We start from the raw sequence: 15,491 nt of genomic DNA, 5'->3' as shown, positions 1-15,491 counted from the left end.
CCTGAAGGCGGGGAGTTCGGCAGTGGCCGCGCTCGCCGCCCTCGGCCTTTTCATGACCGCCTGCGCGACGGGCGGCACCGGGGCCCGCGACGAGGGCCCCGCGGGCACTGACGCCGTCGCCAAGGGCAGTACGGCGCCGGTCGGCTCCGCGTCGCCGACCAAGGCGCCCCGGCGGGTGGACGCGGTGAAGATCGTCCGCGACGATCCGGCGGTCAGCGCGGCGGTCAAGCGCGGCCTGAAGCCGTGCGTCGCCGACGAGTACCCCGTCGACGTGTCGTACGGGGACCTCACCGGCGGCGGCTCGAACGACATCGTCATCAACGTGATGACCTGCGCCGACGCGGTCGGCATCGGCTCGTACGTGTACCGCGAGCAGAACGGCCGGTACCAGAACGTCTTCAAGGCCGAGGAGCCGCCGGTCTACGCGGAGATAGACCGGGGCGACCTGGTGGTGACCCAGCAGCTGTACGAGAAGGGCGACCCCGTGTCGTACCCCTCCAGCGAGGAAGTGATCACCTACGGCTGGTCGACGGCCCGTTTCGTCGAGCGGTCCCGGATCCACAACGACTACAGCAACGCGGTGGGCGGCGCGAGTTCGGCCTCCCCCGACGCGAACTGAGAGCAGACGGAGCAGCCGGATGGCAGAGCAGACCCACGTCCTGTTCGTCGAGGACGACGACGTCATCCGCGAGGCCACGCAACTCGCCCTGGAGCGCGACGGCTTCGCGGTCACGGCCATGCCCGACGGGCTGTCGGGGCTGGAGGCGTTCCGCGCCGACCGCCCCGACATCGCCCTGCTGGACGTGATGGTCCCCGGGCTCGACGGTGTCTCGCTGTGCCGCCGCATCCGCGACGAGTCGACCGTCCCCGTCATCATGCTGTCCGCGCGCGCCGACTCCATCGACGTCGTGCTCGGCCTGGAGGCCGGCGCCGACGACTACGTGACCAAGCCGTTCGACGGCGCGGTCCTGGTGGCCCGGATCCGCGCGGTGCTGCGCCGCTTCGGGCACGCGAACGGCGGCCACGGCGCACCCGGCGAGGGGCCCGCGTCGGTGGACGGCGGTGTGCTCGCCTTCGGCGACCTGGAGATCGACACCGAGGGCATGGAGGTGCGCCGCGACGGGACGCCGGTTGCGCTGACGCCCACCGAGATGCGGCTGCTCCTGGAGTTCTCCTCCGCACCCGGTACGGTGCTGAGCCGCGACAAGCTGCTCGAACGGGTGTGGGACTACGGCTGGGGCGGGGACACCCGCGTCGTCGACGTCCATGTGCAGCGGCTGCGTACGAAGATCGGCCAGGACCGTATCGAGACGGTCCGCGGCTTCGGCTACAAGTTGAAGGCCTGAGCAGGGGTATGCGGGGGATATTTCAGCGGTCGGCGGCGGCTCCGGGCAAGCGCCCGATGCCGGGGCAGGGACCGGTTCGGGACAGACGCGCGGACACGGTCGTGGGCCGGGTCACGCGCCCGGCCGGCGGGCCGGGCACCAGCGACGGCGGGGGCCGGGACGCGGGCAGGATCCGCGGTCTGAGCATCGGCATCGACCGCGGCACGGACTCGGGCACGAGCATCCGTACGGGCATCCGCTGGAAGCTCAGTACGGCGATCGCCCTGGTCGGCGCGCTCGTCGCCATCGCGCTCAGCCTCGTCGTGCACAACGCGGCCCGCGTCTCGATGCTCGACAACTCGCGCGATCTGGCGGACGAGCGCATCCAGCTCGCCGAGCGCATGTACGGGCCGGGGCGTCCACCGCCGTTCGGCGCCAAGATCGACGACCCCTCCATCCCCGCGGACCTGCAGGAGAAGGTCGGCGAGGGCCGGCGGGCGACCTACGTCTCCGACAGCTCGGCGGGGGTCCCCGACATCTGGGCCGCCGTTCCGCTCAGGAACGGGCAGGTGCTGTCCTGGCACGAGCGGTTCACCGACCGCAACGCGGACGTGATGAAGGACCTCGACCAGGCGCTGGTCATCGGCTCCATCGCCGTGGTCTTCGGCGGCAGCGCGCTCGGTGTCCTCATCGGGGGCCAGCTGTCGCGCCGGCTGCGCAAGGCGGCGGCCGCCGCGAACCGTGTCGCCAAGGGCGAGACCGACGTCCGCGTCCGGGACGCGATCGGCGGTGTCGTGCTCGACGAGACCGACGACCTCGCACGGGCCGTGGACGCCATGGCCGACGCGCTCCAGCAGCGCATCGAGGCCGAACGCCGGGTGACCGCCGACATCGCGCACGAACTGCGCACACCGGTGACGGGGCTGCTCACCGCAGCCGAACTGCTGCCTCCCGGGCGCCCCACCGAACTGGTTCGGGACCGGGCGCAGGCCATGCGGACCCTCGTCGAGGACGTCCTGGAGGTCGCCCGGCTCGACGGCGCCTCCGAGCGGGCCGAACTGCAGGACATCATGCTCGGCGACTTCGTCACCCGCCGCGTGGCCGCGCGCGGGGCGGACGTCGAGGTGCGCGTGGTGCACGAGTCGGAGGTCACGACGGACCCGCGGCGCCTGGAGCGCGTCCTGTTCAACCTCCTCGCGAACGCCGCCCGGCACGGGAAACCGCCCATCGAGGTCACCGTCGAGGGCCGCGTCATCCGGGTGCGCGACCACGGTCCCGGCTTCCCGGAGAAGCTCCTCGCCGAGGGCCCGAGCCGCTTCCGCACCGGCAGCACGGACCGCGCGGGCCACGGCCACGGCCTCGGCCTCACCATCGCCGCGGGCCAGGCACGGGTGCTCGGCGCCCGGCTGACCTTCCGCAACGTACGGCCCGCGGGGGCTCCCGACGGCGTGCCCGCCGAGGGCGCGGTCGCCGTCCTGTGGCTGCCGGAACACGCGCCGACGAGCACGGGCAGCTACCCGATGCTGCCGCCCGCCGCGAAGTAGCGGGCGGCCGGGGCGGGGCCGATCCGTCAGCTCCAGTCCCGCTCCAGGTCGAGGTCGCCCTCGCGGCGCTGGGTGAAGGAGAACCAGTTCCCGGAGTCGTCGCGGAAGAGGGCCTCCGTGCCGTACGGGCGCTCCTGCGGTTCCTGGAGGAACTCCACGCCCCGGTCCTTGAGCTTGCGGTAGTCGCCGTGGATGTCGTCGGTCCGCAGCACGCCCGCGCCGAGCGCGCCCTTGGCGACCAGCTTCTTCATCATCTCGGCGGACTCGGGGTCCATGGCGGGCGGCCCGGGCACCATGAGGGTCAGCTCGACCTCGGGCTGGTCCGGCGCGCCGACGGTGAGCCAGCGCATGCCGCCCTCCCCCATCGTCATGTCCGTACGGACCTCCAGACCGAGCTTCTCCGTGTAGAACTCCCGGGCCCGGTCCTGGTCGAGAACCCAGACGGTCGAGATGGCCAGCCCTTTGATCATGGTGTGCTCCAGGTGTGCGGGGTCGCGCGGTACGGCACGGCGCGTCTGCGTGCCCTGCCACCGTAGGCAGCCGCCGGGTCAGGGCGCTTCTCCGGAATTGCGGTCTTCCTCAGCAGGGGCCGCAGGGGGCCCGGCGTTCGCGTCCGGGCCCTTTCCCGCAGCGCCCGGGCCCGTCCGGAAACCGCCGGCCCAGAGCATCGCGTAGCAGCCGGGGATGAGCGCGGCGCCCCGGCCGACGTGCCGCTCCCGGTACGCGCTCGGTGTCAGCCCGGTCCACGCCTTGAAGCGCGCCGAGAACGTGCCGAGGCTGCTGAAGCCGACCAGGTGGCAGATCTCCGTCACCGAGAGGTTCGCGGTGCGCAGCAGGTCCTCGGCACGGTCGATGCGCCGGTGTGTCAGGTACTGGCCCGGCGTCTCGCCGTACGCCGCCTTGAACGCGCGGACGAAGTGGTACCGCGAATACCCGGCCCGCGCGGCCAGCGCGTCCAGGTCGACGCCGGGCTCGGCCCAGTCCCGGTCCACGACGTCCTTGGCGAGCCGCAGCTGCCGCATTCGGTCCACGCCCCGATGGTGGCACGCGGCACCGACAGGGGCCCTGTACGGGCGAAGGCCCCCGGGGGCGGACAACCGCCGGGGGCCTTCGGGTCGGAGCGAGAGGGAGCAGGTGGGTGAGGTCAGACCGGCTCGGCCAGGGGGGCCGGCACCGCGTCGCTGGGCTCGTCCTCGCCGGGCTTGGGCGCTCCCGCCCCCTTCAGCGGGACCTCCTTCACGAAGACCGCCGCGATCAGGGCGACCACCGCGATCACGGAGCCGAGCAGGAACGCGGAGTGCGTACCGGACGACACCGCGTGCTGGTACGCCTCCCGGGCCGGAGCCGGCAGCTTCGCCAGGCTGGCCGCGTCGAGCTGCGCCGACTTCTCGGTCAGCTTGGAGCCGAGCGCCCCCGCCTTCTCGGTCATGACGTCCTGCACCCGGTGGTTGAACAGCGCACCCATGATGGCGACACCGAACGAGGAGCCGAGCGTACGGAAGAGGGTGGTGGACGAGGACGCGACGCCCATGTCCTTCATCTCGACGCTGTTCTGCGCGACGAGCATCGTGATCTGCATCAGGCAGCCCATGCCCGCGCCGAGCACCGCCATGTACAGGCCGGAGGTGAGGCGGGTGGTCTCGGTGTCCATCTGAGAGAGCAGGAACAGGCCGATGATCATCAGCACGCTGCCGACGAGCGGGAAGATCTTGTAGCGGCCGCTGTTGGTGGTGACGCGTCCGGCGACCATCGAGACGGCGAGCATCGCGCCGAGCAGCGGCAGGAGCAGCAGACCGGAGTTGGTGGCGGACGCGCCCTGCACGGACTGCTGGTACAGCGGCAGGAAGAGCACGGCGCCGAACATCACGAAGCCGGTGATGAAGCCGATGATCGACATCAGGGTGAAGTTGCCGCTGCGGAAGATGTGCAGCGGGATGACCGGGGCAGCGGCCTTGGTCTGCCAGTAGACGAAGCCGACGAGGGCGGCGACGCCGATGCCGATCAGCTCCATGATCCGGGCGGAGCCCCAGGCGTACTCGGTGCCGCCCCAGGTGGTGACCAGCACGATGGAGCAGATGCCGAGGGCCAGCAGCCCCGCGCCGAGGTAGTCGATCTTCGCCTGGACGCGCTTCTTCGGCAGGTGCAGCACCGCACTGACCGCGAGGAGCGCGACGATGCCGAGCGGCAGGTTGATGTAGAAGGACCAGCGCCAGCCCCAGTGGTCGGTGATGGTGCCGCCGACCAGCGGGCCGAGGATCATCGCGAAGGCCATGACTCCGGCCATCATGCCCTGGTACTTGCCGCGCTCCCGCGGCGGAATCAGGTCACCGATGATCGCCATGACGCCGACCATCAGACCACCTGCGCCGAGGCCCTGGATCGCACGGAAGCCGATGAGCTGCCCCATGTCCTGGGCCATGCCGCTGAGCGCGGAGCCGATCAGGAAGATCACGATCGAGGTCATGAAGGCGCCCTTGCGCCCGTACATGTCGCCGAGCTTGCCCCAGATCGGGGTGGAGGCCGCGGTGGCGAGCGTGTACGCGGTGACCACCCAGGACAGGTGCTCCAGACCGCCCAGCTCACCGACGATCGTCGGCATCGCGGTGCCCACGATCATGTTGTCCAGCATCGCGAGCAGCATCGCGATCATGAGCGCCAGCAGCACGACGCGCACGCTGCGTGGCTTCTTGTCCTGCGCCACCGGTTGGCCTTCGGCCTGTCCCCCGGCCCCCGCGGCCGGCACGGCCACCTGTGTCTTGTCCGCCATCGATTCCACTCCCCTAGCTGCGACTGCTTGCCGTTCGGCTACTTACTTGCCGACCGGCAAGCTGACTACACTGAGGAAAGTAGACCCGTAACTAGCCGGGCGTCAAGTAAGTTTAAGTAGTTTTGCCGCGGGGTCACAGGTAGGTTTTCAGGGAGCGCGAGGAGCACGAGGATGGGCGGCACGATGGACGGCACCAAGCGGCAGCGCCGGGGCGACACCCGGCAGCGCATCCAGGACGTCGCCCTAGAACTCTTCTCCGAGCACGGGTACGAGAAGACCTCGCTGCGGGAGATCGCCGAGCACCTCGACGTCACGAAGGCGGCGCTCTACTACCACTTCAAGACCAAGGAAGAGATCCTCATCAGCATCTTCGAGGATCTGACGAGGCCGCTCGACGAGCTGATCGAGTGGGGCAAGCAGCAGCCGCACACCCTGGAGACCAAGCAGGAGGTCCTGCGCCGCTACAGCGACGCGCTCGGCGGCGCGTCCCCGCTCTTCCGCTTCATGCAGGAGAACCAGGCGACGGTCCGCGAGCTGAGCATCGGCGAGACCTTCAAGCACCGGATGATCAGCATGCTGGAGATCATCAAGGAGCCGGAGTCCCCCCTGACCGACCAGGTCCGCTGCATCAGCGCGCTCTTCACGATGCACGCCGGGATGTTCGTCCTCAAGGACGTGGAAGGCGACCCCGAGGACAAGCGCAAGGCGGTCCTGGAGGTCGCGATCGATCTGGTGACACAGGCCCACGGCGGCTCGGCCGCGTAGGCACGAACGCGGAGGCGGAGCCTCGCGGCGCCGCTTCCTGACGCCGTGAGACTCCGCTTCGGTCCGCCCCGTCCGGGCACTGCCGCGCCGGCTCACCGGCGCGGGGTGGATCAGACCTTGACGCCCTTGCCGTGCAGGAAGGCGACGGGGTCGATGGCCGAGCCGTAGTTCGGGGTCGTACGGATCTCGAAGTGAAGGTGCGGGCCGCTCGAGTTTCCGGTGTTGCCGGACTTGGCGATGTGCTGACCGGTCGTGACGACCTGGCCTATCTTCACGTCGATGCGCGACAGGTGGGCGTACTGCGAGTACGTGCCGTTGCCGTGCTTGATGACGATGGCGTTGCCGTACGCAGGACCGTCACCGGCGCCGTTGCCGCCGGTCTTGACGACGGTGCCGCCGTGCGCGGCCATGACGTCCGTGCCCAGCGGCACGGCGTAGTCCTGGCCGGAGTGCTTGTGGGACCACATGCCGCCGGCCTGGTTGAAGGTCGCGGACAGCGTGTACTTCTTGACCGGGTCGATCCACGAGGCGGCCTTCTTGGCGGCGGCCTGCTTGGCGGACACGGTGGACTTCTTGGCGGCGGCGGCCTTGGTGGCGGCTGCGGCCTTCTTCGCGGTTGCGGCCTTGGCCTGCGCGGCGGCCTGCGTCTGCACGGCGTGCGCCGCGGTGACGGTTCCACTGCTGCTGAGGCCGGATTCGGCGGCGGTCGCGACCCCGGCGCCCAACGCGACCGTGGCGCTCAAGCCGACAGCCACGACGGCCGCCCGGTTGCGGACCAGGGACGTGAGGGACTTGCGGGACGTGACGCGCTTCGACATGGATACCTCGCGATGACGGGGACAAGGACGGTGCGACCACTCGGTTGCGATGACCGCCGACCGGGTGGGCCATACCTTGGTAACCCGCACACCCAGGGATGCCCAAACCCCCTCGCTACGACGCAAACTAGTAGTTCATCCCGAAACCGAATGAACCTTGACAGCTCGGACATCGGGGACGCGATCTTCCCGTTTCGGCCCGGGAAGCGAGGTTTAGGCCCACTTCGGGCTGCGGCATCCCTGGTGAAACGGGCTTCCGGACCGTCGGCCCGCAGGGCGGGAGGACCGTCCCGGAGGTTCCGGGCCAAAGGTCCTTTATGTCCGTTCTCATGCATCCACTATTCGTCCTAGTACCGGACAAATCGCCTGTGCGCCATGTCACCGGGCGGCCGGTTCCGGACCCCCCTGAATGTGACCCGGGCTACCCTCCCGCCCCTGGTCACAAGGCACTTGGGGTTGTGCCCCAGGCCACTTCACCCCTCTCCGTACTGACCCACGGCGACGGCCCGGACGTGGTCCGCGACCGCGGGGAGGGGGTTCGGGGGGGGCGGGCCCGCTCCGGGCAGCCAAGAAGGCGGGAAACAGGGGCTGCGACGGGTCGTCTCGGGCCCCCGTCCTGCTTTCTCCCGTGCAGCTGAGCCTGGACGGCGGGGCGAGGGCCGCAGGGCCGCGGAGCTGGTGCAGACGTGGCCTCAGGGCTGCGGGCCGCAGGGCTGCGGAGCTGCTGCGAGGCGGTACCGGTGCAGCCCCACTGCGGCCCGCGCGGGGCATGCGCACGGGACCGCTGGGTGGCATACGGAAGATCGCACGGTGCGGCGTGCGGACGGACCCCTGTGCGGCGCGGGCCCCGCCCGATGGGCGGGCTTGCTGCCCAGCGGCCCGCCCCCCGGCTCTCGAGCGGCTTACGCGGGGAGCCGCACCCACAAAGGTGCGCCCCCGCGACCGCGTACACGAAAGGGGCTGCCCCAGGACCGTGGTCCTGGGGCAGCCCCTGTCAGGCGAACCCGGGGGTTACGCCTCCTTGCTCAGGTTGGGACCGGCGCCGCCGGCCGCCTGCTCGATCGGCGGGACGTCGGGCAGTGCCGACTTCTCCTCGCCGCGGAAGGTGAAGGCCTTGGTCTCGCCCTCGCCCTCCGTGTCGACGACCACGATGTGGCCGGGACGGAGCTCGCCGAAGAGGATCTTCTCGGAGAGGATGTCCTCGATCTCGCGCTGGATGGTCCGGCGCAGCGGCCGGGCGCCCAGCACGGGGTCGTAGCCCTTCTTCGCGAGGAGCGACTTGGCACTGGGGCTGAGCTCGATGCCCATGTCCCGGTCCTTCAGACGCTCGTCCACCTTCGCGACCATGAGGTCGACGATCTGGATGATGTCTTCCTCGGTGAGCTGGTGGAAGACCACCGTGTCGTCGACACGGTTCAGGAACTCCGGGCGGAAGTGCTGCTTCAGCTCGTCGTTGACCTTGGCCTTCATCCGGTCGTAGTTGCTCTTGACGTCGCCCACGGCCGCGAAGCCGAGGTTGAAGCCCTTGGAGATGTCCCGCGTGCCGAGGTTGGTCGTCATGATGATGACCGTGTTCTTGAAGTCCACGACCCGGCCCTGGGAGTCGGTCAGTCGACCGTCCTCCAGGATCTGCAGCAGCGAGTTGAAGATGTCCGGGTGGGCCTTCTCGACCTCGTCGAAGAGGACGACGGAGAACGGCTTACGACGGACCTTCTCGGTCAGCTGGCCGCCCTCTTCGTAGCCCACGTAGCCGGGGGGCGAACCGAAGAGACGCGAGACCGTGTGCTTCTCGCTGAACTCCGACATGTCGAGGGAGATCAGCGCGTCCTCGTCACCGAAGAGGAACTCCGCGAGGGTCTTCGACAGCTCCGTCTTACCGACACCCGAGGGGCCGGCGAAGATGAAGGAACCACCGGGACGCTTCGGGTCCTTCAGACCCGCTCGCGTACGACGGATCGCCTGCGAGAGCGCCTTGATGGCGTCCTTCTGGCCGATGACCCGCTTGTGGAGCTCGTCCTCCATGCGCAGCAGACGCGAGGACTCCTCCTCGGTCAGCTTGAAGACCGGGATGCCGGTGGCCGTGGCGAGGACCTCGGCGATGAGCTCGCCGTCGACCTCGGCGACGACGTCCATGTCGCCGGCCTTCCACTCCTTCTCCCGCTTGGCCTTCGCCGCCAGCAGCTGCTTCTCCTTGTCGCGGAGAGACGCCGCCTTCTCGAAGTCCTGGGAGTCGATGGCCGACTCCTTGTCGCGGCGCACGCCCGCGATCTTCTCGTCGAACTCGCGGAGGTCCGGCGGCGCGGTCATCCGGCGGATGCGCATCCGGGAGCCCGCCTCGTCGATCAGGTCGATCGCCTTGTCGGGCAGAAAGCGGTCCGAGATGTACCGGTCGGCGAGCGTCGCCGCCTGCACCAGGGCCTCGTCGGTGATGGAGACGCGGTGGTGGGCCTCGTACCGGTCGCGCAGGCCCTTGAGGATCTCGATCGTGTGGGGGAGGGAAGGCTCCGCCACCTGGATCGGCTGGAAGCGGCGCTCGAGGGCCGCGTCCTTCTCGAGGTGCTTGCGGTACTCGTCCAGCGTGGTGGCACCGATGGTCTGCAGCTCACCGCGGGCCAGCATCGGCTTCAGGATCGAAGCCGCGTCGATGGCGCCCTCGGCGGCACCCGCCCCGACGAGCGTGTGCAGCTCGTCGATGAACAGGATGATGTCGCCGCGGGTGCGGATCTCCTTGAGCACCTTCTTCAGGCGCTCCTCGAAGTCACCGCGGTAGCGGGAGCCGGCGACCAGCGCGCCGAGGTCGAGGGTGTAGAGGTGCTTGTCCTTGAGGGTCTCGGGCACCTCGCCCTTGACGATGGCCTGGGCGAGGCCTTCGACGACGGCGGTCTTGCCGACGCCGGGCTCACCGATCAGTACCGGGTTGTTCTTCGTGCGGCGGGACAGCACCTGCATGACCCGCTCGATCTCCTTCTCGCGCCCGATGACCGGGTCGAGCTTGGACTCACGAGCGGCCTGGGTGAGGTTCCGGCCGAACTGGTCGAGGACCAGGGACGTGGAGGGGGTGCCCTCGGCGGGACCGCCACTGGCGCCGGCGGTCTCCTTGCCCTGGTATCCGGAGAGCAGCTGGATCACCTGCTGCCGCACCCGGTTGAGGTCTGCGCCCAGCTTGACCAGGACCTGGGCGGCGACGCCCTCGCCCTCACGGATCAGGCCGAGCAGGATGTGCTCCGTGCCGATGTAGTTGTGGCCCAGCTGAAGGGCCTCGCGGAGCGACAGCTCCAGGACCTTCTTGGCACGGGGGGTGAAGGGGATGTGGCCGGACGGGGCCTGCTGGCCCTGGCCGATGATCTCCTCCACCTGCTGGCGGACCGCCTCGAGCGAAATCCCGAGGCTCTCCAGGGCCTTAGCGGCGACACCCTCACCCTCGTGGATCAGGCCCAGGAGGATGTGCTCGGTGCCGATGTAGTTGTGGTTGAGCATCCGGGCTTCTTCCTGAGCCAGGACGACAACCCGCCGCGCGCGGTCGGTGAACCTCTCGAACATCGTTAATCGCTCCTCAGAGCGGTCAGGCAGTAAGGGGACGCTCCCCTCCCTGTCCTTCCGCAGCTTAGTCCCGCAAGCGGGGACCGCTCATTCCAACTGCCGACACCGTCCTTGGCCTCCTGACCCCGAACGCCGACATCTGCCTCAACCTGATGGTGCGAGACGATGTTCCCGCAGGCCAGGCAGATACCCTCACCATCTGTACGCCGATGGCGAACGTGAGATGCCGGATTCCTGCGTGTCGCCCCTCCCACTAGGGATGTCTTACCCGCACGCACGGACAGTCCATGCCGCGCGCACCCGTTCCCTCCGCTACGGGCGAACACCCATGCCCCGCCGAACGCTTCCGCACGCCCGTTTGTCCGGAACTCTGTGCGCCCATGGAGACACCCAGCGTAACTCCGGGGCTGTTCCGGCGGTTGCTCCTTGCATGGTTCCCACCGTTCCCCTTCCCCGTCGGCCGCTCGACCCGGGTGATCCGGTCGATCCGGTGCAGCAGTGGTACGAGAACGAACTGGGCTGGGCCACGGTGCCCGGTCCGCCGTCGCGGCTCGTGACCGGGGTGCTCTTCGACGTCCTGGAGGGACCGGCCGAGGCGGGATTCGCGGCGCTGCGGCATCTCGGGCCCGGGTCCCCGGTGGTTCTGCACGGGGACCGGATGGGGCTGCTGGTGGCCGCGGGGAGCGCGGAGGAGCTGCCGGGGCTGCTCGACTGGCTGGAGTGGGGCGGCCTGGCGCTGGACCTCACGGCGGTCGGCGCGGGCGGGAGCGTCGAGGCTCCCCCGCCGCCGGGTTTCCTTACTCCGCCGGCCGGACGGGAGACGCGGGAGGACCCGCGAGGGGCCGCCCGCTGGCTGCGGCCCCCCGAGCCCGGCTGTGCCGTGCGACCGGCACTGCCGACGCTGTCGGCACTGGGCGGCGGGGCCGTCGGCGGGGGCGTTGGGGGCGCCCCCGATCTCGTACGCGTCGTACAGACGATGGCGACGCAATGTCACCGGGTGCGGCTGGGGCGCGTGAGCGCTCAGCCGTTGACCTCTTCGTACTTCTCGCGAATGGACGCGGGAACGCGGCCGCGGTCATTGACCTCGTAGCCGTTCTCCTTGGCCCACGCGCGGATCTGCGCGGTGTCCTGGCTGCCGCCGGAAGTGGCGCGCGCCTTTCCGCGTCCGCCCGAAGCACGGCCTCCGGTACGCCGGCCACCCTTCACGTACGGCTCGAGAAGGCCACGGAGCTTGTCCGCATTGGCGGTCGTGAGATCGATTTCGTACGTCTTGCCGTCCAGCGCGAACGTCACGGTCTCGTCCGCCTCGCCGCCGTCGAGGTCGTCGACAAGAAGGACCTGAACCTTCTGTGCCACTGGATTTCCTTTCATCGATAACTTCAGGGCAAGGAGGGTCTGCGGCGTCCGCCGTTTCGCCGTCCCTTGTTATATGCAGTACTGCAGTACGTCGGAAAGCAAACCGCTTTTGCTGGAAAAACACAAACCCCTGGCAGAGACTCAGTGGACACCGACTGCCGGGAAACATGCGCGTTTCGGACATAGGGCACCTGGGCAAGGCGCTCGGCCGGAATAGCCGACGGCGATCACAGATGCAGAAGCATCCGGCTGTTGCCCAAGGTGTTGGGTTTCACCCGTTCGAGACCGAGGAACTCCGCCACGCCCTCGTCATAGGAACGCAGGAGCTCGGCGTACACCTCGGTGTCGACAGGAGTCTCACCGATCTCCACGAAGCCGTGCTTCGCGAAGAAGCCGACTTCGAAGGTCAGACAGAAAACCCGCCGAACGCCCAGCCACCGGGCGGTCTGCAGCAACTTCTCCAGCAGCCGATGGCCCACACCGAGGCCCTTGAGCGCCGGGTTCACGGCGAGAGTACGGACTTCCGCGAGGTCTTCCCACATCACGTGCAGCGCACCGCAGCCGACGACCTCGGCGTTGTCGTCGCGTTCCGCGACCCAGAACTCCTGGATGTCCTCGTAAAGGGTGACCGTGGGTTTGTCGAGGAGGATGCGGTGGCGCACGTTCGCGTCAAGGAGCCGGCGTACGGCCGCGACATCGCTGGTCCTGGCCCGTCGGACGGTGAGGGCTTTTGCGGCGACTTCGGGATGCTGTGCCGGAAGGTCTGCTGGATGCTCTGCTGGCATGAGCGGACGCTATCGCCCGGAGCCGTCCTCGTGGGCGGCGGGGTTCTCCTCGGAGAGCTCGGCCTCCGGTGGCCTTTCGGCGGCTTCGGAAGCCGGGGGTTCGGGTAGTTCGGGCCCTTGCACCATCCGTACGGCATCACTGAGCGCGACCCGTTGTTCCTGGCTCATCATCCCGAAGAAGGCGACGAGAGCGGCCGCCGGGTTGTCGCTCTGCGACCAGGCGTCGTTCATGAGGGCGGCGGAGTAGGCGGCTCGCGTGGAGACCGCTTCATATCGATAGGCCCGGCCTTCCGCCTCGCGGCGGACCCAGCCCTTCTGATGGAGATTGTCCAAAACGGTCATCACCGTGGTGTACGCGATGGACCGTTCCTGTTGAAGGTCTTCCAGGACTTCCCGAACAGTCACCGGGCGGTTCCACTTCCACACCCGCGTCATGACCGAGTCTTCGAGTTCTCCCAATGGGCGAGGCACAGTCCAGAACAATAGTGGGAGAGAGTCAACAAAAAGGGCGTACGACTCGAAGAACGTATGAAACACATGAAACGTCCGAGTCGTACGCCGTGGAGGGCGCGGTGCGCGTCAGGGCGGCCGTGCGCCGCGGAGCCCCGGGAGGGGACTCCGCGGGGCGTCCGGAGGGTTCAGACCCCGGCGTCCTTGGGGCCCGAGGCCTGCCGGGCGCTCTCCGCGCGCGCGAGGACGGCGTCGACGGCCGCGTCCTCCTTGGCCTTGTTGGCGCCGCCCTGGGTCTTCACGATCGTCACGATGAGCCCGACGAAGAAGACGGCCATCACGACGGGGGGCACGAGCGCGGAGACATAGTCCATGCCTCCAGAGTAGCCAGGGGGCGCCCTGCCGATCCCTTGGGGTCGGCGACCGGTGTCAGCCCGCCGCGAGCTGCTGCGGAGGGTTCGCCGGGGGCGGGCCCGGCTTGCGGCGCGGCGGGAAGACCTCACCCGGGGTGGGGATGGGGCGGTCCGTGCGCGGGGTGTCGGCCGGGGGCTGCGACCGGGGTTTCGGCTCGGCCCTCTTCTCCGGCCGGTCGGCGGCCCGGCCTCCGGGCAGCGCCAGCAGCCGGGTGCGGGACGACGGGACCGACGGTGCCGCGGCGACCGAGCGGCCCGCGAGCCGGGCGCGCACGTCCTGCTCGGCGAGGACCCGGCAGCGGTCCAGCAGGGCTGCCGCGGTGGGGTTGCCGCGCAGCGCGCGGAGCGCGGCGAGGTCGTCGGGGTTCGGCCGGTAGCCGGCCCCGAGGACCTCCTCCAGGAGCACGAGGTAGCCGCCGACGGTGCCCGGCAGAGCGGCACGGTAGCGGGCGAGGTCCGCCAGGAGGAAGGCCCGGAGCCTGACCCCCTCCTGGAGCGCCTCGTCGACGGACTCGGCGAGGCGATGGCAGTCCTGGACGTCCTCGGCCGAGACGGGACTGGGGTGCAGGGCAAGGGCGAGAGCGCGACGGAGCACACGCAGCTCCTCCGCACCGAACGCCATGCCGCCGTGGGATCCGTAGGGCGTGGGCATGCGGTGACGATACGCGCTAATCAGACAAAAGCCGCATAACGAAAGAGATATGGCGCGCCTCGCTCGGGGCGGTCATCGAAGAACTCCGGAGAACGGTTCCGCGGGAACTCCCCGGAGAAGTCCGCGAGAACGCCGTCGCGGGACAGCGGGAACACGTCGCGCGAAGACCCGCGGATGCCGAAGATGGCGTATTCGGAAAGGGGCGCGGCAGAGGCCTGTCCATTCCGGAGGAGTTCTCGGCGATGCCGGGGTCCGGCGGGTGGCCGGACCCCGGGGCTCACATGCGGGAGACGTTGCGCTCGTAGACCAGGCGCAGCCCGATCAGGGTCAGCCACGGTTCGTGCTCGTCGATCACCGAGGACTCGCCGAGGACCATGGGGGCGAGGCCGCCCGTGGCGATCACGGTGACGTCCTCGGGGTCGTCCGCGAGTTCGCGCGCCATGCGGTTCACGACGCCGTCCACCTGGCCGGCGAATCCGTAGATGATCCCGGACTGCATGGCCTCGACGGTGTTCTTGCCGATCACCGCGCGCGGCCGGGCCACCTCGATCTTGCGGAGCTGCGCGCCCCGGACACCGAGCGCCTCGACGGAGATCTCGATGCCGGGCGCGATGACGCCGCCGATGTACTCGCCCCGCGCGCTGACGGCGTCGAACGTGGTCGCCGTGCCGAAGTCGACGACGATCGCCGGTCCTCCGTAGAGCTCGACGGCCGCGACGGAGTTGATGATCCGGTCGGCGCCGACCTCCTTCGGGTTGTCCGTGAGGATCGGTACGCCGGTCTTGACGCCGGGTTCGACGAGGACGGCGGGAACATCGCCGTAGTAGCGCCGCGTCACCTCGCGCAGCTCGTGCAGCACGGACGGGACGGTGGCGCAGATCGCGATGCCGTCGATGCCGTCGCCGAGCTCCTCGCCGAGCAGCGGGTGCATGCCCATGAGGCCCTGGAGCAGCACGGCGAGCTCGTCGGCGGTGCGGCGCGAGTCGGTGGAGATGCGCCAGTGCTCGACGATCTCCTCCCCGTCGAAGAGACCGAGGACCGTGTGGGTGTTGCCTACGTCGATGGTCAGCAGCATG

Annotated in this window: 16 protein-coding genes; 5 read left to right on the top strand and 11 right to left on the bottom strand. The window is 69.5% G+C overall.

Annotated elements, in window-relative coordinates:
- Positions 1-22 precede the first annotated feature (22 nt).
- The 3 genes from ACIRQH_RS09700 to cseC are packed head-to-tail and all read left to right on the top strand — an operon-like array spanning position 23 to position 2,869.
- Entirely contained in the window at positions 23-619 is a 597-nt protein-coding gene (locus ACIRQH_RS09700) for a hypothetical protein (protein ID WP_358815535.1), read from the top strand.
- A gap of 19 nt (positions 620-638) precedes the next feature.
- Positions 639-1,346: a two-component system response regulator CseB gene (gene cseB / locus ACIRQH_RS09695; RefSeq protein WP_358815534.1), complete on the top strand. Its 708-nt coding sequence runs from the start codon at positions 639-641 to the stop codon at positions 1,344-1,346.
- 56 nt (positions 1,347-1,402) lie between these two features.
- Positions 1,403-2,869 carry a two-component system sensor histidine kinase CseC gene (cseC, locus tag ACIRQH_RS09690; protein WP_358815564.1) on the top strand — a complete coding sequence of 489 codons (1,467 nt, stop codon included), beginning with the start codon at positions 1,403-1,405 and terminating at the stop codon, positions 2,867-2,869.
- A 26-nt stretch (positions 2,870-2,895) separates the two neighbouring features.
- Here cseC and ACIRQH_RS09685 read toward each other — a convergent pair whose 3' ends face one another.
- The 3 genes from ACIRQH_RS09685 to ACIRQH_RS09675 form a co-directional block, all read right to left on the bottom strand.
- A complete protein-coding gene (locus tag ACIRQH_RS09685; RefSeq protein ID WP_164372950.1) occupies positions 2,896-3,339 on the bottom strand; it encodes a VOC family protein in 444 nt (147 codons plus the stop codon).
- A 78-nt stretch (positions 3,340-3,417) separates the two neighbouring features.
- Positions 3,418-3,891: a helix-turn-helix transcriptional regulator gene (locus tag ACIRQH_RS09680; RefSeq protein WP_388876180.1), complete on the bottom strand. Its 474-nt coding sequence runs from the start codon at positions 3,889-3,891 to the stop codon at positions 3,418-3,420.
- Between the two features lie 122 nt (positions 3,892-4,013).
- Positions 4,014-5,636, bottom strand: a complete 1,623-nt coding sequence (locus ACIRQH_RS09675) for an MDR family MFS transporter (RefSeq protein ID WP_388876117.1) — start codon at positions 5,634-5,636, stop codon at positions 4,014-4,016.
- Between the two features lie 171 nt (positions 5,637-5,807).
- Here ACIRQH_RS09675 and ACIRQH_RS09670 point away from each other — a divergent pair, with 171 nt between their 5' ends.
- Positions 5,808-6,401 carry a TetR/AcrR family transcriptional regulator gene (locus ACIRQH_RS09670; RefSeq protein WP_358815532.1) on the top strand — a complete coding sequence of 198 codons (594 nt, stop codon included), beginning with the start codon at positions 5,808-5,810 and terminating at the stop codon, positions 6,399-6,401.
- 110 nt (positions 6,402-6,511) lie between these two features.
- Here the strand turns inward: ACIRQH_RS09670 and ACIRQH_RS09665 are convergent, their stop codons facing one another.
- Together ACIRQH_RS09665 and ACIRQH_RS09660 are read right to left on the bottom strand one after the other, a co-directional pair.
- Positions 6,512-7,219: a M23 family metallopeptidase gene (locus ACIRQH_RS09665; protein ID WP_358815531.1), complete on the bottom strand. Its 708-nt coding sequence runs from the start codon at positions 7,217-7,219 to the stop codon at positions 6,512-6,514.
- 1,011 nt (positions 7,220-8,230) lie between these two features.
- Entirely contained in the window at positions 8,231-10,759 is a 2,529-nt protein-coding gene (locus tag ACIRQH_RS09660) for an ATP-dependent Clp protease ATP-binding subunit (protein ID WP_358815530.1), read from the bottom strand.
- Positions 10,760-11,189: 430 nt separating this feature from the next.
- Here ACIRQH_RS09660 and ACIRQH_RS09655 point away from each other — a divergent pair, with 430 nt between their 5' ends.
- Positions 11,190-11,849, top strand: a complete 660-nt coding sequence (locus ACIRQH_RS09655) for an SCO3374 family protein (RefSeq protein ID WP_358815529.1) — start codon at positions 11,190-11,192, stop codon at positions 11,847-11,849.
- Here the strand turns inward: ACIRQH_RS09655 and ACIRQH_RS09650 are convergent.
- The 6 genes from ACIRQH_RS09650 to ACIRQH_RS09625 form a co-directional block, all read right to left on the bottom strand.
- Positions 11,780-12,115: an Lsr2 family protein gene (locus tag ACIRQH_RS09650; RefSeq protein ID WP_081218632.1), complete on the bottom strand. Its 336-nt coding sequence runs from the start codon at positions 12,113-12,115 to the stop codon at positions 11,780-11,782. The genes ACIRQH_RS09655 and ACIRQH_RS09650 overlap by 70 nt on opposite strands.
- Positions 12,116-12,342: 227 nt before the next feature.
- Positions 12,343-12,900, bottom strand: coding sequence for an amino-acid N-acetyltransferase (locus ACIRQH_RS09645; RefSeq protein ID WP_358815528.1), 558 nt, complete (start codon positions 12,898-12,900; stop codon positions 12,343-12,345).
- Between the two features lie 9 nt (positions 12,901-12,909).
- A complete protein-coding gene (locus tag ACIRQH_RS09640) occupies positions 12,910-13,335 on the bottom strand; it encodes a BlaI/MecI/CopY family transcriptional regulator (protein ID WP_388876112.1) in 426 nt (141 codons plus the stop codon).
- A gap of 203 nt (positions 13,336-13,538) precedes the next feature.
- A complete protein-coding gene (locus ACIRQH_RS09635) occupies positions 13,539-13,724 on the bottom strand; it encodes a hypothetical protein (protein ID WP_358815526.1) in 186 nt (61 codons plus the stop codon).
- A 55-nt stretch (positions 13,725-13,779) separates the two neighbouring features.
- On the bottom strand, positions 13,780-14,385 hold the full coding sequence (locus tag ACIRQH_RS09630) for a hypothetical protein (RefSeq protein ID WP_358815562.1): 606 nt from the start codon (positions 14,383-14,385) through the stop codon (positions 13,780-13,782).
- A gap of 307 nt (positions 14,386-14,692) precedes the next feature.
- The gene (locus tag ACIRQH_RS09625; protein ID WP_164372942.1) at positions 14,693-15,490 is read right to left on the bottom strand and encodes a type III pantothenate kinase; all 798 of its coding nucleotides are present in this window, start codon (positions 15,488-15,490) and stop codon (positions 14,693-14,695) included.
- Position 15,491 lies beyond the last annotated feature (1 nt).

Source organism: Streptomyces sp. NPDC102279 (assembly GCF_044766365.1).
GTDB lineage: Bacteria > Actinomycetota > Actinomycetes > Streptomycetales > Streptomycetaceae > Streptomyces.
This window is presented reverse-complemented; position numbering and strand designations above follow the sequence as displayed.